Raw genomic sequence first — 21,598 nt, forward strand, 5'->3', positions numbered from 1 at the left:
CCGGCAGCGGTCAAATGTACTGTGGCAAACTCCGATCAGATCAGGATGATATCCGAATCCAATCCGGTCACCGAGGTCACACCGTTCAGGGTGAACGAGCCATTGGCACCAAAATCGAAAACGACTGTGCCGGTGGAATCATCCGCGTGATCCGCCACCACCTGTGCCTCGGTCTTGCCGCCACTCCAAAGGGCATCATCCAGACGCAGCTGATCAAGTCCGGTGGCAAAGTCCGTCACCGTATCGTCGCCAATTGCAGTTCCCTTGAAGACAAACCGGTCAGCGCCTAGCCCCCCAGTCAGCCGGTCATCGCCAGCGCCACCATTCAGTGTATCGACTTGCGATCCGCCGATCAGAGTGTCGTTGCCTTGGCCACCTTCCAGAAGATCGTTGCCCTTGTCACCGCGCAGAACATCGCCCTGTGCACCGCCGTAAAGCTTGTCGGCAAAATCACCACCGGAAAGAGTGTCATTGCCATTGCCCCCCTGCAGCGTGTCTTTACCACCGCCGCCAAGCAGGCTGTCCTTGCCGCCGCCACCATTCAGGCTGTCGTTGCCTTTCTCACCTTTCAGGGTGTCGTTGCCGTTGCTTCCAAGCAGCGTGTCGTTGTTAAGGCCACCACGAAGCGAGTCATTGCCTTCTTGGCCATTGAAACGGTCGTTGCCGCCGCCGCCGTTGATGGTGTCATTGCCACCGCCACCGTTGACAGTGTCTTGGCCCCCCACGCCGGTCACCGCGGTATCCTGGAAGATGTCATTGCCCTTGCCAAGATTGACAAGGTCGGCACCGTCACCAGCATCCACACTGTCAAAGCCGTCGCCAGCATTGATGGTGTCCTTGCCCTTGCCGGATTCGATGGTGTCATTGCCGGCTCCACCGCTGATCGAGTCAGCACCGGCATCGGTGATGAAGTGGTTGGCCACGCCATTCCCCGTCAGGAAGGTGTCGAAGTTCCCAACCAGCGTATAGTTTTCGATCTGGCTCAGGACATCCCGGTTTGCGGCAATCCCCACGCCCCCGGCATCACCGGTTATCAGGTTGGCTTCCACTTGGAACGACTGCGGCGTTGCGTTCGAGAGATCGACATAGACAGTGTCCGATCCACCGCCACCGACAAAGGTGTCTTCACCGCTGCCCATGATGAACAGGTCATTGCCCGTACCGCCACGCGCGATGTCGTTGCCGTCACCATCCATCAGGATGTCGTTACCGTCACCGCCCAGCAGGCTGTCGTTGCCATCTTCACCTTTCAGCGTGTCATTGCCAGCAAGGCCAGAGATCGTGTCATTGCCACCGCGACCTTCAAGTCTGTTGGCAACGCTGCTGCCGATCAGGGTATCGTCGTCACTACGTGACCCAAGAACGTTCTCTACATTAGAGATCGTGTGGGTAAAGGCCTTGCCACGCCAGACACCGGTCGCGGTTCCGCTATCCAGATCGACATTGACAGCCGTCACACCGTTCCGGTCATAGCGCAGAGTATCATTGCCCAGCGCACCATTCACCGTATCGTTGCCCGCCATCAGGATAATGCGATCGTCACCTGAAGATCCGCGCACGCTGTCGTCCGACATGTTGGTGCGCACTTCCTGAACAGTCCCACTAAAGGTCTCGGCATTGCCATAGCCATCATTGAAGATGTTGCCGTTGTTCAGGTTGATATGAACACCCTGCGTGGCCGAGTCATTGCGGAAATCGAGGCGCAGGGTGCTATCCGTCGAGGCACCGATATTATAGCTGTCAACGCCGTCACCACCACGCACCGACATCCAGCCATTGTTGGCAACAGTCACGTTGAACGTATCGTTCGCGTCCGTGCCGTAAATACCCAGACCATCAAGTGCGAAGGCATTGGCCACGTCCACGAGCGTTGTGACAGTACCGCCGGTTTTGGAGATTGTGCCGGTATTGGCATTGCCGTCGATCGCCACATTGATCGAGTTCGCCAGATCCCAGAAAGCAACATCAAAGAAGCCGGAGGTGGCGTTGCTAAAATCAACGGTATCGTTGCCCAGGCCGGTTTCAAGCGTATCGTAGTTCGTGTTTGAACCCGGATCGAGGTAGTCGGCACCACCGCCGCCTACCAGCGTATCGCTACCATCGCCACCCAGGAGGGTGTCATTGCCGGTATTCCCCATCAACTGGTCATCGCCTGCGCCGCCGATCAGCGAGTCATTCCCGCCAAGACCGTCAACCGTGTCATTGCCGTCAAGGGCATCAATGGTGTCATTGCTACCCGTCCCGACAAGGTTGTCGGCGCCATTGGTCGGCGTGGACGAGCCTACAAAGATATCGGTGTCCCAGAAATCCAGCCACTCGATGTCTGTCAGGATGTCCGTACCCTGTGCCGAGGTCACGGTGACCATGTTACCCGAGGTATTGACGGTAAAGTCACTGCTATTGCCATAATACCGCATGGTATCCGTACCGGCACCACCATTGGCGGTGTTGCTGCCCGAATTCGCATCGATGGTGTCGTTCCCGTCACCGCCGTTAAAGGTGTCATTCCCGGTGCCACCACGCAGATGGTTGTTGTTGCCATCGCCGGTCAGGCTGCTGCCCGTCGACCGCGCACCGCGTACTTCTTCAACGTTGGAAACCGTGTGCGTGAACGCATTCCCGTGCCAGGTACCGGTGACGGTGTTGGTCGAAAGATCAACAACCAGGTTCTCAACACCCGAACGGTCATAGCGCAGGGTGTCCCAGCCGCCTCCGGCATCCAGCGTGTCATTGCCACGCTCAAGAATGAACCGCTCGTTCGCATTTGACCCAAGGATGCTATCGGCAAAATACGAACCCCGTAGCTCCGAAAAGCTTCCGGTGATCGTGTCTGTGCCACCAAGGCCGTCCTGGATCGTACCCGCACCAAGATCGGCTACAATGCCCGTAGCCCCATTGCTGTCATTATAGGCAATCCGGATGGTGCCCGCGCCGTCATTCACATTGAACGTGTCGTTACCCGCGCCACCAAACAACCCGTGCCAGCTGCCGTTGCTGCTGTGCAAGGCAATGTTGAACACATCGTTAAAGTCTGTGCCACCAATCTCGAAACCCCAGGCCTCAAGCGGTTTGGTGACGTTCAGAACGCTGGTGGTTCCATTTGCACCCTTGTTGATCGAAGCGGTGCCTGCATCGCCATTCACATTCGCCGTAATCGCGGCATTCAGGTCGTGGTGATAGATGCCACCGCCCGACTGGCTGTCGAAGCTGGCAAAGTCGACCGTGTCGTTGCCAGCTCCCGGCCGCAGGTGATCCCAATCTTCAGCGTTAGTACCCGGATCAAGGAAATCGTTTCCGTCGCCGCCGATCAGCCGGTCATAACCTTCACCGCCACGCAGCGTATCGTTGCCCGCGCCACCATCAATCGTGTCATCGCCGGCAAGGCCGTTGATTGAATCGTCGCCCGAGGTGCCCGTCAGGCTATCGTCACCCGGAGTGCCCCCACCCGCAGGAACCGATGTGGTCATGGTTGCAGTGTCCAGAAGCAGATCGTTGAACAGCACTTTCTCGACATCGAAAAGCACATCGGTACCATCTGCCGAAGAGATCGTGATGTTGCCGCCACTTCCGGTGATCGTCGCATCGCCAAAGTCATCGTCGATACGGACCGTGTCGTTGCCGCTGTTGCCGATAAGCGTGTCATCACCACCACGACCGGTCAGGAAGTCATTGCCACCACGCCCGTCAAGCTGGTTGGCATTGCCGTCGCCCGCCAGAGCATCGTCATCATTGCGCGATCCGCGAACCGACTCGACATTGCTAATCTGGTGCGAGAATGCCTGACCGCCCCAATTACCGGTCGCGGTTCCGGCCTGAAGGTCCACGTTGACGGCGGTAACACCGCTCCTGTCATAGCGCACAAGGTCAAAGCCGCCGCCACCATCCAGGGTGTCCTGCCCCCGACGAAGGATGAAACGTTCGTTCGCCGAACTACCAAGAATGCTGTCATTGAAATCCGACGCCTGGAGTTCGACCCGGGCGCCCGAGCCAGAAATGGTATCGGTACCCGCGGAACCGTTCACCTGGTGAGAAACCACACCAGTGTTGAGGTTGGCATTAACCGACCCCTGAGAGCCGCTGTAGCCGATCCTGAGAATACCGCCGGTTGTTGAGCCCACATTGATCGTGTTGTTGCCACCGCCAATGAAAATACCTCCCCAGCCGCCACTCAAGACGTCAATCGTGAAGGTGTCATTGAAGGCCGTACCGCCAATACCCAAACCCCAATAGCTCATGGGATTGTCAAGCTCGACAAGTGTCGTGACGCCATTGGCGCCCTTGTTGATCGTACCGGTATTCGTCGGGCCGTTGATCGTCGCAACAATGCCGGCATTCAGGTCAAAGTGCTGGATATCGACATAGCCCAGCGAGATATCGGACATGTCGACGGTATCGTTGCCGGTTCCCGGCCGGACCAGATCATAGCCTTCGATGTTTTCGCCAGGGTTCAGATAGTCATCCCCCGCACCACCGACCAGTTCGTCGTTGCCACCATCGCCATAAAGGGTGTCGTTGCCGTCCCCGCCCTCAACGGTATCGTCCCCGGCATCACCGGCAAGATCGTCATTTCCACCGTTACCGCGGATCAGGTCATTGCCATCGCCGCCGTCGATCACGTCATTTGCGCTGCCACCTTCAAGGCTGTCAGCAAACGGCGTGCCGGTCGCATCCAACGGCGTGGTTGCATTGTCGAGATTGAACTCGATCCCCTCGCTGGCGGTCGCGCCGCTGAAATTGACCGGCGCCTGATTGACCAGCGAAATCAGCAGCGAGTCATTGTCGTTCTCGAACAACTGATCAAGCGCGTTCACGAAGGTGATGAAACTCCAGGAAATGCCGGTCAGCGTCATCACCGTGCCGCCGTTGTCATCCTTGAAGGTAAGGCTGTTGATGGTTCCTGAAATCGGATCACCATTCCCGTTCAGGGCAAAGTTCGTGCCGTTGAACGTTGTCCGGTATCCGGTGTCATAACTCTCTACTTCGATGAAGTTCGACGTGAAGGTGATAACATCCACATCAAAGGTACTGTCCGCCGACTTCAGAAAGGCATCGTCAATAAAATCCCCGTGCACATTCGAAGTCGGACCAAAAAAGTTGAACTGGACGGCCATCGCGCGCTCCTCCCTGAAACTCAATGCGTTCAATCTAGAACAAACTAGAGGTATTTCCTGATTTTTCTCAAGTAATAGTTTCCGGACAAATCGGCCGAGATCACGGAAAATTCATTGGGGAAGACAGACTCGAATTTCGCTCGGCCCACCTCATTGAGCCAACCGAATACGCCGGTACTTCCTCCACTGTCAGAAACGTTGCACAATACCAATCTAAACAATTCATTATGCCTATTCTCCACGGGTTGCCTTTTGTGCCCGGATCGAAATTATTGAATGATAAGAATTTACCGGGACACCCCAATGACTGAGCGCCAAACCACCAAGATTACCCCAGTTATCCTGTGCGGCGGCTCCGGCACCCGTCTTTGGCCGCTCTCCCGAAAAAGCTACCCCAAGCAATTCGTACAGCTGACGGGTGAACAAACTTTGTTCCAGTCCTGTGCCGCCCGCATGCAGGGTGATCTGTTTGCCCGCCCCCTTGTCCTGACCAACGCCGACTTTCGCTTTGTGGTAAGCGAGCAGTTGATCGAGATCGGCATCGACCCGGGGCCGGTTCTGATCGAACCCGAAGGGCGCAATACTGCACCTGCCATCCTCGCCGCCGCCCTGCACCTTCACGCCAACGACCCCGATGCCATCCTGCTGGTCGCCCCGTCCGATCACGTCGTGCCCGATGTTGCCGGCTTTCACGAAGCCGTCACCGAGGGCCTGCGCGCGGTCCTCGAAGAAGGGCGTCTCGTCACCTTCGGCATCACCCCCGATCGCCCGGAAACCGGTTATGGCTATCTGGAACTCACCCAAACGCCCAACGGTTCGGGCACTGCGATCCCGCTTGCCTGCTTTGTCGAAAAGCCTGACTTGGACACCGCGAGCCAGATGCTCGAAAGGGGCAACTATCTCTGGAACGCGGGCATCTTCCTTTTTGCCGCGGCAGACATCATCGCGGCGTTCAAAGAGCATGCCCCGACGCTCCTGGACCCCGTCACCCGCTCGATCAACAAGGCCGAGTGCGATCTGGGCTTCCTGCGGCTTGATCCCGGTGCCTGGGAAGGCGTCGAAGACATCTCCATCGACTATGCCGTGATGGAGAAGGCAACCGACCTTTCGGTTGTCCCCTTCAGCGGCGGATGGTCCGACCTTGGCAGCTGGGAAGCCGTCATGCGGGAAGATACACCCGACGGAAATGGCTCGGTCACGTCTGGCCCTGTGACGTCGATCGACTGTTATGACTCCCTGCTGCGCTCCGAAGCCCAAGATCTCGAACTTGTCGGTATCGGCCTTGAAAACACCCTTGTCGTTGCCATGCCGGATGCCGTCCTTGTCGCCGATATGACACGCGCACAGGACGTCAAAAAGGCGGTCACGGCCCTCAAGGCCAAGGGCGCAAAACAGGCCGAAAGCTTTGCAATGGATCATCGCCCATGGGGCCACTTCGAAACCCTTGCGCTTTCGGACCGCTTTCAGGTCAAACGCATCGTTGTCAAACCCGGGGCCGCCCTCTCCCTGCAGAGCCACATGCACCGTTCCGAACATTGGATCGTGGTCGAAGGCACCGCGCGCGTGACCTGTGACGATAAGGTCAGCCTCGTGAGCGAGAATGAATCCGTCTACATCCCACTCGGAGCCGTTCATCGCATGGAAAACCCCGGCAAGGTGCCGATGGTCCTGATCGAAGTGCAGACCGGCGCCTATCTCGGCGAAGACGACATCGTGCGCTACGAAGACCTTTACGAGCGCAAAAAGCACCGCGACGGTTAATCCACCGTTCGCTCCAGCGGCCATTTCTTCACCAATTCACGGTCAGGGTTGGGGCAAATCTCCCTGCTCATGGTGAATGACATGTCCGAAACTTCGCCCATTCTTGGCCTGCCCTACATCCAGCCGTCCCAAGCCCAGAAACACGTGACCCACAACGAGGCCATCCGAACGCTGGACGGCATCGTGCAACTCACTCTGGCAGAGATCGACGCCACCACACCGCCGGGTGTGCCACAATCCAATACGGTCTATGCCCTCGGGGCCGGCGCGGAAGGTGCCTGGGCCGGTCATGACTTCGAACTGGCTTTCTGGCGCGACACCGCCTGGCACTTCCTGCCTCCCCTCGAAGGATGGCTGGCCTGGAACAAGGCGGATTCAACATTTCGCGTCTGGCACAGCGGTGCTTGGGAACGCCCATCCTGGGAAACCGACAACCTCCCTTCAATCGGCATCAACACAACTGCCGACTTGACGAGCCGCTTGTCAGTCAAATCGGCGGCAACGCTTCTGACCCATGATGGCACCGATCATCAGCTCAAGATCAACAAGGCATCCAGCAGCGACACCGCCAGCCTTTTGTTCCAGACCAACTGGTCCGGCCGCGTCGAATTCGGCTTGTCAGGGTCTGACGATTTCGTGGTCAAGACCTCTCCCAACGGATCAGACTGGGCAACCTCGATCAGCGTCGATCACGCCACAGGTTTTGTCGGGATCGGTTCTGCCAACTCCAGCTTTCCGTTGACGATTACGCACAATGATGCGGGCAGCCCGGTCACGTTTCGATTGCAGAACTGGAGCGGTGAGGCATCAACTATTGCATCTGCCCGCGGCATGGTTCTGAGTTCCGACAACAACGATAACTCCAGCAGCACCCAAAGCTTTATCGCCTTCGAAGTCGACGCAACGGAATACGCCCGCGTTGCCGCAAACGGCACCATGACAATTGGCGTATCCGCGAACAAACCCGCTGTGCACATCAAGGACATCCTGCGGATCGAACCAGGCAACGGCCCAAGCACCCCGTCCACTGGCGACATCTACTTTGATTCCACTTCCACAAAGTTGCGCTGCTACGACGGCACAACGTGGCACGACCTTTTCTAACGGAAGTTTCGATCCAATTTGCCCATCATTTGTACCGGAGCTTGGCCATTTTGCGTTTGCAGAAATGTGACAAAGAACTGTCTGGACAAACAATCCACCATTTGCGACCAGTTGATTAACCCAAGTATTTAAGGACAGCTGCCATGAGCGTTATTCTTGACGATCAAAAAGTATTTTATGCATCCGTACCCAAAGTAGCCTGCACATCGCTGAGGCGCATGTTCTTTGAGTTCGAAAACGGCTTTGAATTTCGGCCCTTCAAGGTGAATGGTAAGCAAATTTTCATTCACAACGTGGCTTACAAAGGGCTTCTGCGCGAAAACTTCCCCGAGAAACGCATTGCCGATTTCCACCGCGTGACGCTGGTCCGTGACCCGATCCAGCGGCTTCTATCGGCCTTTGGCAACCGGGTTGTGCATCACAAGGAACTGTCCAAGAGTGCTGCCGGTGCCAACCTGAAAAAACTCGACCTCGCTCCGAATCCTGATCTCGACCTGTTCATTGAGAAATTCGACGACTACAGACAGGCCCATCCTTCTATTTCTCACCACACCCGGCCGATCGTGGATATTCTTGGTGATGATCCAGACTACTTTGCCAAGATTTACCCGCTACATGATATCAAGCAGTTCGTAGCCGACATGAGCGAACGTCTTGGTGCCGAACTCAACCTTGGTCGCAGCCAGACCGGTGGTCCCAAGTTCAAGGTCGACGACCTCACCGCTGGCCAGATCGAAAAGCTAAAAACCTTCTACGCAAAAGACTACGAGATCTTTGGCGAGTTCTTCTGAGGGTTTTTCCGGCAAGGGCTTATTTGCCCTCGCCTCTCATATGTTCCAAACGCTGCCCCATAACTTCAAGAGCAACCTTTTCGTCGAAGGTTTCCCCTAGAAACTCAAACAGGGGTCTGAATGCCTGCACATCCTTGACGTAGTCATCATAGTGGAGGTGAATGCAGCGATCAGGATTGGCTTCGCGATACTTCTCGAATGTGGTTTCCGCCAAATTGAGAATTTTGTCGACATTTTCAAACGACCGCGACGCCCACCACCCGGACTTTGCAACCGCCTTGTGGTCGCGCGTGTTGATCACGAAACGGGCGTTTGGAAAGTAGGCGTGCATAAAGTTGAGATACCGCGGAAAGAACGCGGGATGCAGGTGAAACCGGATTTCCTTGAATCCAGAAACCCGGACACCTTCATCGGGTTGAAGAACTGTTTTCACAAAGGTGTCGGCAAGACTTGCACCATAGACGTCCGGAAAGATGTTTTCACCCCCAAACCACGGATGGGTCTGGTTCGTTTCCTTCCCTGCATTGCGCAGCCCGCGCAACGGCTCGGAATCCACGATTGAAGCCCACGACTTCACGAGGTGAAACAGCGCATCGTTGTTTTCACCACGGATCTGATAACCTGGAATTGCATTCAGCATGTTCTGAAGCAGCGTAGATCCCGACCTGCCGTAGGTCACGATGAACACGTAGCCCTCAAGGTCATTGAGACCTAGAACATTTCCAGACTTCTGAGATTTCATTCTTCAAGTGCCTCCTCAGGTTCGGCTTTGGCGGGTTGTTTGACTTTCGCGACACGCGTCCGTTTTAGATGCTCCAATCCCGCCTTGTTGATCTCTTCCAGACGGTTGAAAAGCTCATAGTCTTCCGAATAGTAGTCTCGAATTTCCTCGACAAGTGCGTCGGACGGTGCGTTCTCCAGGTTTTTTACCTTGCTGACGTTTGTCTTGGGCAACTTCGTCGCAAAATCCAGTTCCGATGCAAGCAGGTTAAAGTGATCTGCCAACTCATGGTATGGGATGATATAGTCGGCGAGGAGATCACCGTTCAGCCGCGTGAAAAAGTCCCGTTGCTGAGGTTTCTGGTTTCTCTTTATCGAGCGATTGACCCGTTTGCGCCAAAACTCCTCAAAGGTGGTCCCTTCCGGCAGAGGATTGCTCACCTTGTTTCCAACCCGGTACCGATACCACGATTGAATCCAGTCAACTGGATCTCGCATTACGCCAAATTTGAAGAAGGTCTCAGGGGCGTATTTTTTTTGGGCAAACAGGAAATCATATTGCCGCACGGCCTGACGAAGCAAAATGTGCTTTCCACGATCCGGCCCTCCGCGATGGATTTCTGCTTCGGGAATAAGTGCTCTTTCGATCGACGTCGAAGCCGTTTTCGAGTTGGCAATGAATACAAAACGCTTTTCGACACCTATCAGCATGGATATGTCCTCATGTAAATTAGCCTCTCAACCCATAGGGAAGCGGCTTGAACGTATTGCGAGCATAAGCGCACAATGTTCGAGTTCGTAGCATAGCTTCTTTATAGGTTTCAACGAATGGTGGGGGTAAGAAAAACTGGCTTCCATCATGTTCCGATAGTGCCTGCGACCGTTCATCCGACGCATCCATCTCTTGCTCATAATCCATCGAAATCGCAGTTTCCGTTGCCTCTATCGGCATATCGCCGAAGCAACGGTCTTCGTGAAAACTCCATGGCTGTTGGATCTGCCGGTTGCGCAATGAGCTAAGGTTTCGTCCAATCGAACAGGACTCCGAACACAAATGGTTTCCGACCGTCTTGAATTTTGAGAATTTCGAGAGAGACGCGGTGAGAGACGCGCCTCCACGGCGAAGCGTGTGGATCAACCAAGGTTTCTCAATCATTGGTCTACCTGACCTGTGCTTGTCGATCATCTCTAGGCGGTCTTTGATCTTTTGAATGTGTGGTAACTTGCTGGTCGGACGAAAGCAAATGTTTCGGAGCCAATAGCCCAGCACCCGCCTGGATTGTGCCGAATTAGCGTCACCTACCAAGGGTTTTCGCGCGATTTACGCGTCAAATTGCTGCATCGCCGCATCGAACGCCACTGATCCTCAACGCGAACCAGCAGATTGCTTGACCAGCGCACCTTGAATGCGGCACAGAAGGGATGCGCCCAAAGGGCGATAGCAATATTTACTTTACTGGCGGAAGAAATGTCCAAGACCCTGATCCTCCACATAGGCCATTACAAAACCGGCACCACAGCCCTTCAGGTTTTCTTTCATCAACATTTGGAATTCCTTTCAAAGGCAGGCGTAGATTATCCCGACGTCTGGATGCACAACTCGAAACACTCGGCCTTCGCATTTTCGCTGCTGCGCGCAGCGGGCGTAGGCAAGTTGATGTATGACTATAGCGATCCCACCAAACCTGAAAAAATGTGGGGCGATCTGTTCAAGGCCGTACTCGAATCCGAACAGCCGAATGTCCTGATCAGTTCGGAAGAATTCATGCGGATCGGCCAGTTCCCGCGAGCCCGGGAGGCGCTCCAGAAAATTCTTGAGAACCGGCCTGAAGGTATCAAGGTCAAGGCCGTCGCCTACCTGCGCGAACCCGGGGCACACCTGCATTCCTGGTACAATCAGTTGATCAAGATGCGCTTCCGCGTTGCCGACATCAACCGCGCGGTAAATGGCGACATTGAGGAAATCCACTACAACTATGAACGCGCTCTTGGTCCCTGGATCGAGATGCTGGGCGCCGAAAACGTCAGCATCCGTCCTTATGTCAAAGACCCGGCCAACCCCGCTGCCCTGCACGAAGACTTCGTCGAATACTTGGGAACAAACCTGCCGCCCGATCTGTTGAAGATCGAGAAAGACCCGAACCCGCGCATGGATGATCGTGTCGTCGAGCTTGTTCGCCTGATGCAGAACATGGAGCTGGGCAAGAACACGATCAACGCCGTGCGCAAGCAGGCCCTTGATTACATCGACATGCAGGACCGCCAGATCGTGCGACGTGGCGAAGGTATGACCGAAGCACGCGTGCGTGCCCGCCAAGGTCTGGAATGGCTTGAGACCCAGTCTGGCAGCCATATCAACACCGAAGCCTTCATGCAGAACCTGCCCCAACCGGCATCACAGCAACAGGTCGATCAGGACCTTATGCTTGGCTTTGTTTTTTCCGAGTTCCTTCACTTGCGCCAACGCATTAATCGGTCGAATTTTTCCGCACTGGAAAAACGTATCGAAGAACTTGAACAGAAATTGAAATAGGTGGTTTTGGATCCATGAAAATTCTCTTCTACAACTGGGTCGACTACCTGGACGATGAAAAACGGGGCGGCGGCGTCAGCGTCTATCAGAAGAACGTGATTCACGAACTGAACGCCGAGGAAGAGCGCGAGTGCTACTTCATCTCGTCTGGCATCTCATACGACCTGTTTAACAACAAGCCGCGCTGGGAGCGGGTCAAGCACGGCCCGACCGAAAACCGGCGCCGCCGGTTTGAGATCGTGAACTCTGGCGTGCTTTCACCAGCTCACCATTCCTTTGGCCACGAGGTTCAACTCGACGAAGAGGAAACCACCGAAGCCTTCTTCGACTTCATTCGCAAAAAAGGCCCGTTTGATGTTGTTCATTTCAACAACCTCGAAGGCCTCCCGGCATCTGCCCTGAAGATCAAGGAGCATTGGCCGGAAACTCGGGTTATCTTCTCGCTTCACAACTACTACCCGCTCTGCCCGCAGGTAAACCTCTGGTTCCAGGAACGAGAAAACTGCCTCGATTTTGACAGTGGGAAAAAGTGCGAAACCTGCCTGCCGCATCATCATGACGAACGTATTGTTCGCCTCGCCAATGCCGTGGCTTTCAACCTCAAAAAGCGCGGTATCCGCCCCGGGTCTCGTCTGTTTGACCGCGGTTTCGGCCCGTCAATGCGCTTGGCAGGCAAAGCAGTGCGCGTATCGAACAGGCTCTTCAAGAAGGGCCAGAAACCCACCCCCAAGAAGGAAGGCTCGAACAAGCTTCTCAAGCGCATCGAGATGAGCCATCGCAAGTACACGCGGCGGCGCGCGCAAATGGTCAAGACCATCAACACCTATTGCGATTCCGTTTTGTGCGTTTCTGACCGCGTGGGCGAAGTGGCGGCCAAGTTCGGCATTGCTCCCGCCCTGATCCAGACCAGCTATATCGGCACCCGCCATGCTGAAAAGTTCGAGCACACACATCCGAAACCATCGATCGTAAAGCCGGATGGCAGCCTGACCATTGCCTATCTGGGCTACATGCGTCGCGACAAAGGGTTCTTCTTCCTTCTGGAAGCGCTGGAAGCCCTCCCTCAAGAGCTTGCCGAGCGCATCCATGTCGTGATCGCGTCGCGCCTCATCGACCAGCCAACCATGGACCGCATTACCGCGCTTAGCGAACGCTTTGCCTCCTTGTTGTTTGCCGATGGCTATACCCACGAGCAACTCGACACGATCCTGGAAGAGGCGGATCTTGGTGTGATCCCCGTTCTCTGGGAAGACAACCTCCCGCAGGTTGCCATTGAAATGCATGCCCGCCACATTCCATTGCTCACCTCTGACCTCGGCGGTGCGCAGGAGCTTGGCAATTGCAAGAACATGGTTTTCAAAAACGGTAGCACAACCGATTTCGCCAAAAAGATCGGAGCTATCCTCGATGGCAAGGTTTCGACCGAGGACTACTGGAAGAACGCTATGGCGCCGCATTCCATGGCTGAACACCTCGACGAGTTGCACAAGGTTTATGACACGAAGGCGCGTCCAATCGCATATCTGCCTTCGGCCGAACCAAAGGCAAAACCAGCCAAGAAAGCCGCAGCTGTCGCCAGCTGATCATGCTTCAGGATTGATGCATAAAAGGCTCCGGGGTTCCGGAGCCTTTTTCATTTGGATTATCAGTCAAGGATGCGCTTGACCTCGGCACAATCGCGCCAGTGGATCGACACCTTGGGATCATAGACAACTTCCCGGCCTTCCGAGACCAGCGCCAGATACTTGCGGTACTCTTCTGCATCGTTGAAGTGCTGTCCGCGCGCAACCTCCGCCTCGGCCTTGGCCCGGAACTGAGCGTTGTATTTGAAGTGGGCAAAGATCATTTCCATCTCGGCCACCTTCAGATCCGCCACATAGTGAAGACCCGCAGAAGGCCGCATCCAGGGCTTGTACTTCAACAGCGCATATTTCTGCGCGGTGAACAGTTCCGGCTTGGAATCCGGCAGCAACCTGTGGCGCAGGGCGCTGGTCACCGTCTTGCTGTCCGAGAATGGGCCACGTGCCGCCATATTCCGCAGGAAGGGTTCCTTGTCGACCTGATCGGCTTCCGAAAACGGATCCCCGCTTTCCAGCGTGACACTGCTCAGCTCGCCCTTGGGATACATGTCCAGCATGTAGAGACGCACTGCGTCCACGTCCTCGAACTGCTTGGATGCAAGAAGCTTGGGCAGAGAGGTTTTCTCCCATCCCTTGTAAACCAGCAGTTCGTCGGCATCCGCCACCAGCGACCAGCGACCAACCCGCAGGTTTGCAAGGATCGCCATCTGCCATGTCACGCCGTATTGCGAGTTGTTATAGGAACTGTCGACCGAGAAGACGGCCACGTCCGGCTGTTCCAGAAGATATTCCAGGGTGCCATCGTCCGACGTGTTGTCCGAAATCAAAAAGGCTTTCACACCAAGTTTGCGATAGTGCGCAAGGAACTCCGGAAGCATGAACTTCTCGTTGCGCACACAGGCCACAACCGCCACGTCTTCCTTGTTCAGTGACTCAAGCTTCTCATCGCTGCTCACCAGTTCAAGCAGATTGCTCTCATACCCGAGTTTGACAGGCGCAAACGTCGGCCAGATCTTGCGGGGATACAACTGTGGCACCGTCAGCCGGTCCATCGCCTCAAGCTGCACGACATGCGTATCCATGTGGACCTGCTTGGCCGGCGACAAAGGCCCGGCAAAGAATGCATTCTGCCACAACGAGACCGGCGTTGCGGCACCATAGGTGCGCCGCTGGATCGTCACATAGTAGTCTTCTTCACTGACCTTGATGTTGGACAGCGCGAGAAGGTCGCCGATCATCTTGTCTTCCATGAAGCTGACAGAGATCAGACCCTGACCTTCCGTCGTTTGCATGGTTTTGAGAATCTCGCCCATCGCTCGGCGACTAAGGGAATACCCGCTGCCGCCATCCGCGTATTCCGACGGTTCGGGTGACTTATCAAGTTCCTTGCGGCCGCGTTCGGATTCCGACTTCGAGAAGTGCCAAACCCGGTCCGTCTGCCCCTTGTGACGCATGAGACGGCGGCCGTAATAGTCGAATTTCCGATAGCTGAGACTTTGGAAATACTCGTCAACGTTGATGAAGCAGTCATCATCGATCTTGAGCATGAAGGCAAAGTCGGTGTTCTTGTAGACCCATTCAACAGATTTCAGGGTCTTCTGCGGCAAGCCCTCATAGTTATCTGGCGCATCCAGATACACGATGTCGCCTTCGCGGCGGCCATCACCGTCCCCGACCACCACGATATAGGGAATGCCCAGCGCCTTCAGCTTGCCAAGCCAGCCCTCACGCATCGGATCAATGCGCTTCGAGAGATAGGGTACACACGAGAACACAACGACGATCGTATCGAACAAGGGTGTGATTGCCCCAAAGTCGAGCTCCTTGTCCACGACCCGTTCAACTTCTTCCGGTACCGAGAATCTGGGGAACAACGACAGACCCACGAGTGCCAGCTCGTTGTTCATCCGCGCGGCCGTTTGTGACAGGGACCTTAGCGCAGAATAGATCGCGGGTTGCGCGAACAGGTTGTTCTTCTGATCGCTTGGCGTCTGCGCGCACAAAAGGTTCAACTGGGCAAGGGCTACTGTCGCCAGCGCCTCTTCTTCAAGGCGGATCAATCCGTCGAACAAGGCAATCATCAATCCCAAGCCAAGGAAATCGCTGCGTCCCGATGACAGGATGTTGAGCTGCGTCAACAGGTCCTGCAACCGGTCTTCGGCCTCTTCGCTGTCACCGACAAGATCCCCTTTGGCAATCGCCGTCAGAAATGCCAGAGCGCCCTGGCCATAGGAAACCTGCTGTTCGTAAAGCAACGCATGTGGTGTGTCCTTGTGGCGTTTGCGGATCGCGCGTCGGACAATTTCCGCTTCCTGAGGCGAGGCGTTCTTTTGGACACCCGGGAACGCCAGTCCACGCAGCAGGGCGCTTTCGGTATCCTGTCCACGCAGCAACAGGCCGTCCAGCATGGCATTTTCCACCGGCTCTTCAGCGACTTTCTTGGGAAGGCCGCTCGGACCCAGCAGCTCAAGCCGGAAACGGCTGGCTTCCGGGTTCTCCATGGACTCAAAAAAGGCAATTGCCTCTTCCAAACCATCAACGTCACCACCCACACCAGCACGCACGATCTCGAACTGGCCTTTTGCGAAACGCAAAGTCGGACCTGCTTCGATGCCTTTTGCCTCCAGGGCCTCATCAAGAACTGTCCAGAATATGCGCGAGAGGCCAAAGTTTCGAACCGCGAACTTCTCGATATCGCGACACAGGTAATCGGCGAACTTTTCGCGCGACGTGATCAGGAACACGATCGTCTTGATCAGTTCGTTGCAACGCAAACGCGACCAATAGTGGTTATTCCGCTTCTCCAGCAGCCCCTTGAACGCATAAATAATGTTGTCGCGCGACTTGTCGGTCGCAGGACCATCACTATCGCTGACAACTTTCCGAATGGTCCAACCCACCGCAGGCGTGGCGATCCATCCACTTCCGGCCGCATCGCTCAGTGACCAAAGCGCGCTTGTGACCTCGTCCAACCGGCCTTCCATGCCAAGATAGGGCAGAATAACCGAATTGTGCCAAGCGTTCTTGCTTATCTCAAAGGTCTGTGCACCTCGGGTCGCCGCTTGACGGTACAGTTCCTCGAACTGGTTGGAGCAGCAAAACTCATCGGTCACAGCCAGCAGGAATGCGCGATACATATGGGTTGTCAGCGGTAGTTTGCCAGCGACCTCATTGAATGCGGAAATGGCATCTGGGCTCTTGCCTGACATCAGAAGCGACCCAAACATCTTGCGCGCCTTCTGCAACAGCAGGGTATCGGGTGTTTTGACGGCCGGAACGAACTTTGGTTGCTCGGCTTCAGGCAGTTCGAGATACTCTTCAAGTCCGTGATCGTTGGCAGTCTGGATCAGAACCTCTTGGGTTTTCTTCGCCAGTTTGCTCCAGAGATCGCCGAACTTCACATGTTCCAGCGCAAGCAACAGGTTGAAGGTCTCCGACGCAAGGTGGCCTCGCGCAGCAATCTCGTCGATACGTTCTGCCACCTTGGACTTCTCAAGCAGCAGCGGATTCCCACAGACCGCGCCATTGCTGGTCACCTTGAGTTTTACGGAGTCCCGGGTTTTGCCGGCCTCCCAGATCCTCCCGGGCAGTTGCGCAAAAAAGCCGACCTGCGAATCCGCGTCGATGTCATATTTCTTCGCGATTTCCGGCATTTCGTTTGTGTGGAACAAGATCGGCTCCTTGAGCCCCTCCACCTCGACTACCACCGACTGTTGCGACAGCGCCGTATCCACACCCCAGCCATAGACATCAAGGCCTAGGCCAAGGTCGATACGTCCTTCGCCTTCACGATTCTGATTTGCCGCACCTTCGATGACAAAGCTCGATTTATCCAGCCCACCGGAAAAATTGATGTGCTGAACGCTTTCTAGACCTGCAAAATCTTCCTCGAACCGGAAAAGCTCGTTGCCTTCGATCTGAACGGCCACGGTTTCGCCGTCAAAACGGATGGCGACATCATCCAGACGGTCCCCCATCTCCAAAGGCTTGCTGATCTCTCCCTGCCATTCGCCATTGCGTTTGGCATTCACCACGGCAAGGTTCTTGGCCTTGCGCAGTGACAAGTGAAAGATGATCTGCTTCTTCGTACGGTCGAAAAACGAAATGTTGGCAAAATCCACATCCGAAAAATCAACCGCGTATTTAAATTCGGCGCCTCCGAGAGATCGGAAATTAAGCATACTAAGCTCCTGCTAATTCGGTAGCTGAATCAATTGCGTCACTGGGAAACTACACACCTTCTTTGAAGGGTTTTTAATAGTTTGTCCAATGAAGTGCGGCGCTACTCCCGCGTGGGTTGAAACTAATTTTCCCCAAAGCCAAGGATGCCTTTCAAATGGTCTCCGACATAGGGATCAAGCGACAATTCACTGGTATCCAGCGTTTCTAGGTGCGCCTTGGCTGCATTGGCAAAGGCTTGTTTGTCCTCTGGGTTTGGGAAGTCGGCAAAGTTGATCTTCTCCCAGACGGCCCGCACGAAAAGCCGGGTCTTCTGCTGCGGCGTCAACGGCTCTCGCACCGCGGCATGTGACAGCCGCTCCAAGGCCCAGACAAGAGTATCGACGGTTTCGGGACGACGCCAGAAACGGCGTGTTTCACCTCGATTGGCAATACGGGCCCTCTGTTTCGAGATGTAGACGGCACGATCGGCGTGCGCCAATGCCTCGATGATCATGTACCAAGAGGCCAGCGGCTCGATTTGAAAGCGGATTTTCCGGTTCTGAAGGAACACCCGGTCAAAGATCTTCGCCGAAGGATGTGCGTGAAGATAGACACCCTCATCGCCCGTCGGCTCGAACCCGTCTTCGTCCAGGAATGTCTCGGTCGCCACAACGGGATCATGCAGTCCCGAGTGCGGTGCATCCGGCGCCCCCCCCATCAGCATGACCGCCATGCCGACACGGGCATTCGCCTTGACCAGCCGGTTGTGCCAGGTGCCCAACGCCGCAGGTGGCAGGGTATCACCGGCATCAAGGAACACGATCGCATCGCCCCGCGCCGCATCCAGCCCGCGGTTGCGTGCAGGTGCAACACCCGGCGCTCCGTTCCCTGTCAGAACCGACGCATTGGCAAACGGCGCCGCGCATTCGAACACCGACAGTCGCATATGCTCGGCGCCATCATCCAGCACCACGAGAACCTCGGCCTCACCCATCGCCTGCACAGCAAGCGACTTCAGCGTCTCGCGCAAAGGACCTGGGTTGCCATCCGTCGGCACAACCACCGTCACCGGAATATCACCACGCAGTACACTCATCCATGAGGCCCCGACGCCAAGTTCATCAGACGCCCCATCCCCGATCAGGGCACGGGAATGATTAATGAACCTCTGCCGCAATTGGCGGTCATGCAGCACCAGGCTCCGCTCGAACGTCACCCGTGTTGCAATGGCGGAAAACGCCTCCTGCGCGTTGGCCTTGTCCGAGTCAAACATCACCTCGCGCATCAGCTCGAGAATGCGAAACTGTTCGAAAACCCTTTCTGATTCCTCGCGCGTGATTTGCCCCTCGCGCCCACGGGTATGAAGGTACAGGGGCTCTGGCAGCAAGACGATGTGATCCGTGCGCTTGGCATACCGGTAGTAGAATGGATGATCCTCGAAATACAGCCCCTCATCAAAGCGCAGACCCTCGATCAGGTCGCGCCGGTAGAGCTTGTTCCATGCCGATGGATAAAGCCGAACCACGTCATTCCAGTCTTCCAACGACTGGCGGCGCGGTTGCAACATGTCGATGTCCGGCGCGCCATGAGTGGCCGAGTGCAATTCCGTACGACCATCCGGGAAACAGAACGACACCGCACAACTGACCCAGTCCGCCTCGGTCTGCTCAAGCGTCTCAACCATCCGTTCAAGAAAGCCCGGTGCAACCCGATCATCACTGTCGATAAAGCTGACATATTGCCCGCGGGCATGTTCCAGCCCGGCATTACGCGCCGCAGACAGACCGGCATTGGCCTGTTGATGGATCTGGAACCGGGGGTCCTCGGACACCAACGAACGTGCAATGTCGCCACTACCGTCGGTCGATCCGTCATCAATCAGGATCGCCTCGAAATCGGTAAACAGCTGATCCTGAAGCGATTGAATGCAGGGGCCGATGTGATCGGCCACGTTGTAAATGGGAACAATCACCGAAACCTTCGGCGAACCAATCGTTTCAGGGGGGCGCATTGCCGGCCTCCGCAATCTTAGTAATCTTGCCCTGCTTGAACCGCCCTTTGCCCCACAGGTCAAGCATCAAGCCATCTTCAGCTACAAACAGCGACAAGTCGCGCAACCCTAGGGGACAAGTTTGAGCGAAGGGGCCTTGGTGGCAGCCGTCTCTTGCTGCATTTGCGCCAGCATGTAGCTGCTCAGCCCAAGAATCTCCTGAGCATGACCAAGATCTTGGGTAATCAGAATGTTCAACGGTTTCCTGTCGAACATGAACAGCTTGAAGGTCCGGGCGGCGCGGTAGGCAATGCCCTTCTTGGCAACGATCACGACATCAACCGCCCCCACCGCATCGCGATATGCGTATTGGTAAAGTTTCTTGAGCCTGAGAATCTCCAACAGCCCCGCAACGGCATCGGTCATCTCTCGCAGGTCCGCCAAGATGCGCATATCCGGCCGAAATTCCGGATCACGCACATATTCATAGAAAAGCGCCTCAAGCTCCCGGTAATTCGTGGTGCCGGATATTCGCACGTATTTCACGTTTTCCGGCGTATGGATAATGTAAGACGCTGCCATCAGTGATCCGCAATAGGTAGCCCGAAATCTTGTGAGCCCAGCCCCGCGTGTTCCTCTGTCCAAGCCAACCCGCGTGTCCCAGCATCACGGTGCCAAATTACTCGGGAAAGGCACAAAACGAAACCCGCCTCACGCTAGGATCGACAGATTGGAAGCTCTCTGGGAGGATGTTTCGGCAACGAACGACGCCACTGGTTGATAATGGGCTGAAGTTTCTTCTTGTGCCAGAACTTCGGCGCGCCGATTTCGTTCAGGCACTGGGCATTCCAATAAGTACCGGACTGCGCCGGCGATTTGCCTTTCTTCACGGCACGGGCCACCGCCTCGATATCCCCCGACTCGGGATAGAAATACAGGCTTGTCGGATTGCCTTCGACCATCGCGATGATCTCTCGTGACACCTCTTCCGACCACGTCGTACAGCCATTGCTGCGCCCGCTGGTGTAATCCACCAACCGTCCGAACGGCACAAAACCGGCAGTGTCCGCATGGCGACTGCTCGCGTTCTTGTAACGACACTGCCACTTGAGAAACACTGCCTGATGCCCGCCGATCGCCCGCTCGCGCGCATTGCTGATCTCGCCTTCGCCATCAAACAAAAGGAAGGTCCGGTAAAACGGAATACGCTTGCCCGATTGCTTCAGGAACCCCTTGAAAGATGTCCGGGTCTCGGCCGTCATATAGGCGCCCCCCGCACTCAGCTTCGACCCTTCGGCGTTGCTGAAATGCTGCGCGCACTCGCGCCCGTTCGAAAAATTCGCACGCGGCAACTTGCGCCCGTTGCCATATCCCGAAGACACCGCCCGGAACGATTTTCGCCCTTCGCAGATGATGTAGAACCGCCGCCCCGGTTTCCCGTCCGGCCCGGTGCTGGGCCGCGTGGCGTCCTTTGCGAAATAACAGGGATTTCGGGTCGCGCCTTCGGCCGTTTTCCTCTGGTGCAAAGCCCGCGCCCTCTCAAGAACCACAGGCGCGATCTTCCCGTCTTCCGTTCCGACATGACGCTGCAACCACTTGGGAATGTCATCGGATGGCTGGTTCGCCCACGCTGGTGACATGACCGCGATCATGCCCCCCCACAACCCAATCAACACGTACCGGAGCGTCTTTCTAGGCAAGCCACACACCTCCTGCAGAACCATTCCATCATCAAGAATAGCCACAGATTCCCAACTCCGTAAACTGCGATGCACCCGCGTCGGCCATGTTCCACCTGCTGCCACCTCACGGTCAGGATTTCAGGTCGGCTCTTGCGTCACACCACG

At 55.8% G+C, this 21,598-nt stretch carries 12 protein-coding genes; 5 read left to right on the forward strand and 7 right to left on the reverse strand.

All coding sequences use genetic code 11. The features are described 5' to 3' along the window. Nucleotides 1-35: 35 nt before the first annotated feature. Complete coding sequence (locus ABWV42_RS15875) at nt 36-5,111, reverse strand: beta strand repeat-containing protein (protein ID WP_353341036.1); 5,076 nt, start codon at nt 5,109-5,111, stop codon at nt 36-38. Between the two features lie 303 nt (nt 5,112-5,414). Here ABWV42_RS15875 and ABWV42_RS15880 point away from each other — a divergent pair, with 303 nt between their 5' ends. From ABWV42_RS15880 to ABWV42_RS15890, 3 genes are all read left to right on the forward strand, one after another. Continuing rightward, nucleotides 5,415-6,872: a mannose-1-phosphate guanylyltransferase/mannose-6-phosphate isomerase gene (locus ABWV42_RS15880; RefSeq protein ID WP_353341037.1), complete on the forward strand. Its 1,458-nt coding sequence runs from the start codon at nt 5,415-5,417 to the stop codon at nt 6,870-6,872. An 81-nt stretch (nt 6,873-6,953) separates the two neighbouring features. Continuing rightward, nucleotides 6,954-7,976, forward strand: a complete 1,023-nt coding sequence (locus ABWV42_RS15885; RefSeq protein ID WP_353341038.1) for a DUF2793 domain-containing protein — start codon at nt 6,954-6,956, stop codon at nt 7,974-7,976. Between the two features lie 143 nt (nt 7,977-8,119). Further along, on the forward strand, nt 8,120-8,767 hold the full coding sequence (locus tag ABWV42_RS15890) for a sulfotransferase family 2 domain-containing protein (RefSeq protein ID WP_353341039.1): 648 nt from the start codon (nt 8,120-8,122) through the stop codon (nt 8,765-8,767). A gap of 19 nt (nt 8,768-8,786) precedes the next feature. Here ABWV42_RS15890 and ABWV42_RS15895 read toward each other — a convergent pair whose 3' ends face one another. Together ABWV42_RS15895 and ABWV42_RS15900 are read right to left on the reverse strand one after the other, a co-directional pair. After that, nucleotides 8,787-9,509 (reverse strand): sulfotransferase family protein, encoded by a 723-nt coding sequence (locus tag ABWV42_RS15895; RefSeq protein ID WP_255109076.1) that lies wholly within the window; start codon nt 9,507-9,509, stop codon nt 8,787-8,789. Beyond that, nucleotides 9,506-10,198 carry a sulfotransferase family 2 domain-containing protein gene (locus ABWV42_RS15900; protein WP_255109078.1) on the reverse strand — a complete coding sequence of 231 codons (693 nt, stop codon included), beginning with the start codon at nt 10,196-10,198 and terminating at the stop codon, nt 9,506-9,508. Before ABWV42_RS15900 ends, ABWV42_RS15895 begins: the two co-directional genes overlap by 4 nt. Before the next feature lie 835 nt (nt 10,199-11,033). Between ABWV42_RS15900 and ABWV42_RS15905 the strand changes: the two genes are divergently transcribed. Further along, on the forward strand, nt 11,034-12,020 hold the full coding sequence (locus ABWV42_RS15905; RefSeq protein WP_353341040.1) for a sulfotransferase family protein: 987 nt from the start codon (nt 11,034-11,036) through the stop codon (nt 12,018-12,020). Nucleotides 12,021-12,034: 14 nt separating this feature from the next. Further along, nucleotides 12,035-13,603: a glycosyltransferase gene (locus ABWV42_RS15910; RefSeq protein WP_353341041.1), complete on the forward strand. Its 1,569-nt coding sequence runs from the start codon at nt 12,035-12,037 to the stop codon at nt 13,601-13,603. Nucleotides 13,604-13,665: 62 nt separating this feature from the next. Here the strand turns inward: ABWV42_RS15910 and ABWV42_RS15915 are convergent, their stop codons facing one another. The 4 genes from ABWV42_RS15915 to ABWV42_RS15930 all read right to left on the reverse strand — a co-directional run bounded on the left by ABWV42_RS15915 (nt 13,666) and on the right by ABWV42_RS15930 (nt 21,391). Continuing rightward, the gene (locus ABWV42_RS15915; RefSeq protein ID WP_353341042.1) at nt 13,666-17,781 is read right to left on the reverse strand and encodes a glycosyltransferase family 2 protein; all 4,116 of its coding nucleotides are present in this window, start codon (nt 17,779-17,781) and stop codon (nt 13,666-13,668) included. A 122-nt stretch (nt 17,782-17,903) separates the two neighbouring features. Beyond that, the gene (locus ABWV42_RS15920; RefSeq protein ID WP_353341043.1) at nt 17,904-19,772 is read right to left on the reverse strand and encodes a glycosyltransferase family 2 protein; all 1,869 of its coding nucleotides are present in this window, start codon (nt 19,770-19,772) and stop codon (nt 17,904-17,906) included. Between the two features lie 108 nt (nt 19,773-19,880). Beyond that, nucleotides 19,881-20,333, reverse strand: a complete 453-nt coding sequence (locus ABWV42_RS15925; protein WP_353341044.1) for a hypothetical protein — start codon at nt 20,331-20,333, stop codon at nt 19,881-19,883. A 134-nt stretch (nt 20,334-20,467) separates the two neighbouring features. After that, nucleotides 20,468-21,391 (reverse strand): hypothetical protein, encoded by a 924-nt coding sequence (locus ABWV42_RS15930; RefSeq protein WP_353341045.1) that lies wholly within the window; start codon nt 21,389-21,391, stop codon nt 20,468-20,470. Nucleotides 21,392-21,598 lie beyond the last annotated feature (207 nt).

It is taken from the genome of Pelagimonas sp. KU-00592-HH, from assembly GCF_040369695.1.
In the GTDB taxonomy this organism is placed as follows: Bacteria; Pseudomonadota; Alphaproteobacteria; order Rhodobacterales; family Rhodobacteraceae; genus Shimia.

What these genes read in the sequence shown, in the direction of transcription:
- ABWV42_RS15885 (WP_353341038.1), top strand. Translation starts at nt 6,954, where the DNA reads ATGTCCGAAACTTCGCCCATTCTTGGCCTGCCCTACATCCAGCCGTCC.
- ABWV42_RS15875 (WP_353341036.1), bottom strand. Translation starts at nt 5,111, where the DNA reads ATGGCCGTCCAGTTCAACTTTTTTGGTCCGACTTCGAATGTGCACGGG.
- ABWV42_RS15900 (WP_255109078.1), bottom strand. Translation starts at nt 10,198, where the DNA reads ATGCTGATAGGTGTCGAAAAGCGTTTTGTATTCATTGCCAACTCGAAA.
- ABWV42_RS15880 (WP_353341037.1), top strand. Translation starts at nt 5,415, where the DNA reads ATGACTGAGCGCCAAACCACCAAGATTACCCCAGTTATCCTGTGCGGC.
- ABWV42_RS15910 (WP_353341041.1), top strand. Translation starts at nt 12,035, where the DNA reads ATGAAAATTCTCTTCTACAACTGGGTCGACTACCTGGACGATGAAAAA.
- ABWV42_RS15890 (WP_353341039.1), top strand. Translation starts at nt 8,120, where the DNA reads ATGAGCGTTATTCTTGACGATCAAAAAGTATTTTATGCATCCGTACCC.
- ABWV42_RS15895 (WP_255109076.1), bottom strand. Translation starts at nt 9,509, where the DNA reads ATGAAATCTCAGAAGTCTGGAAATGTTCTAGGTCTCAATGACCTTGAG.
- ABWV42_RS15925 (WP_353341044.1), bottom strand. Translation starts at nt 20,333, where the DNA reads ATGGCAGCGTCTTACATTATCCATACGCCGGAAAACGTGAAATACGTG.
- ABWV42_RS15930 (WP_353341045.1), bottom strand. Translation starts at nt 21,391, where the DNA reads ATGTCACCAGCGTGGGCGAACCAGCCATCCGATGACATTCCCAAGTGG.
- ABWV42_RS15915 (WP_353341042.1), bottom strand. Translation starts at nt 17,781, where the DNA reads ATGCTTAATTTCCGATCTCTCGGAGGCGCCGAATTTAAATACGCGGTT.
- ABWV42_RS15920 (WP_353341043.1), bottom strand. Translation starts at nt 19,772, where the DNA reads ATGCGCCCCCCTGAAACGATTGGTTCGCCGAAGGTTTCGGTGATTGTT.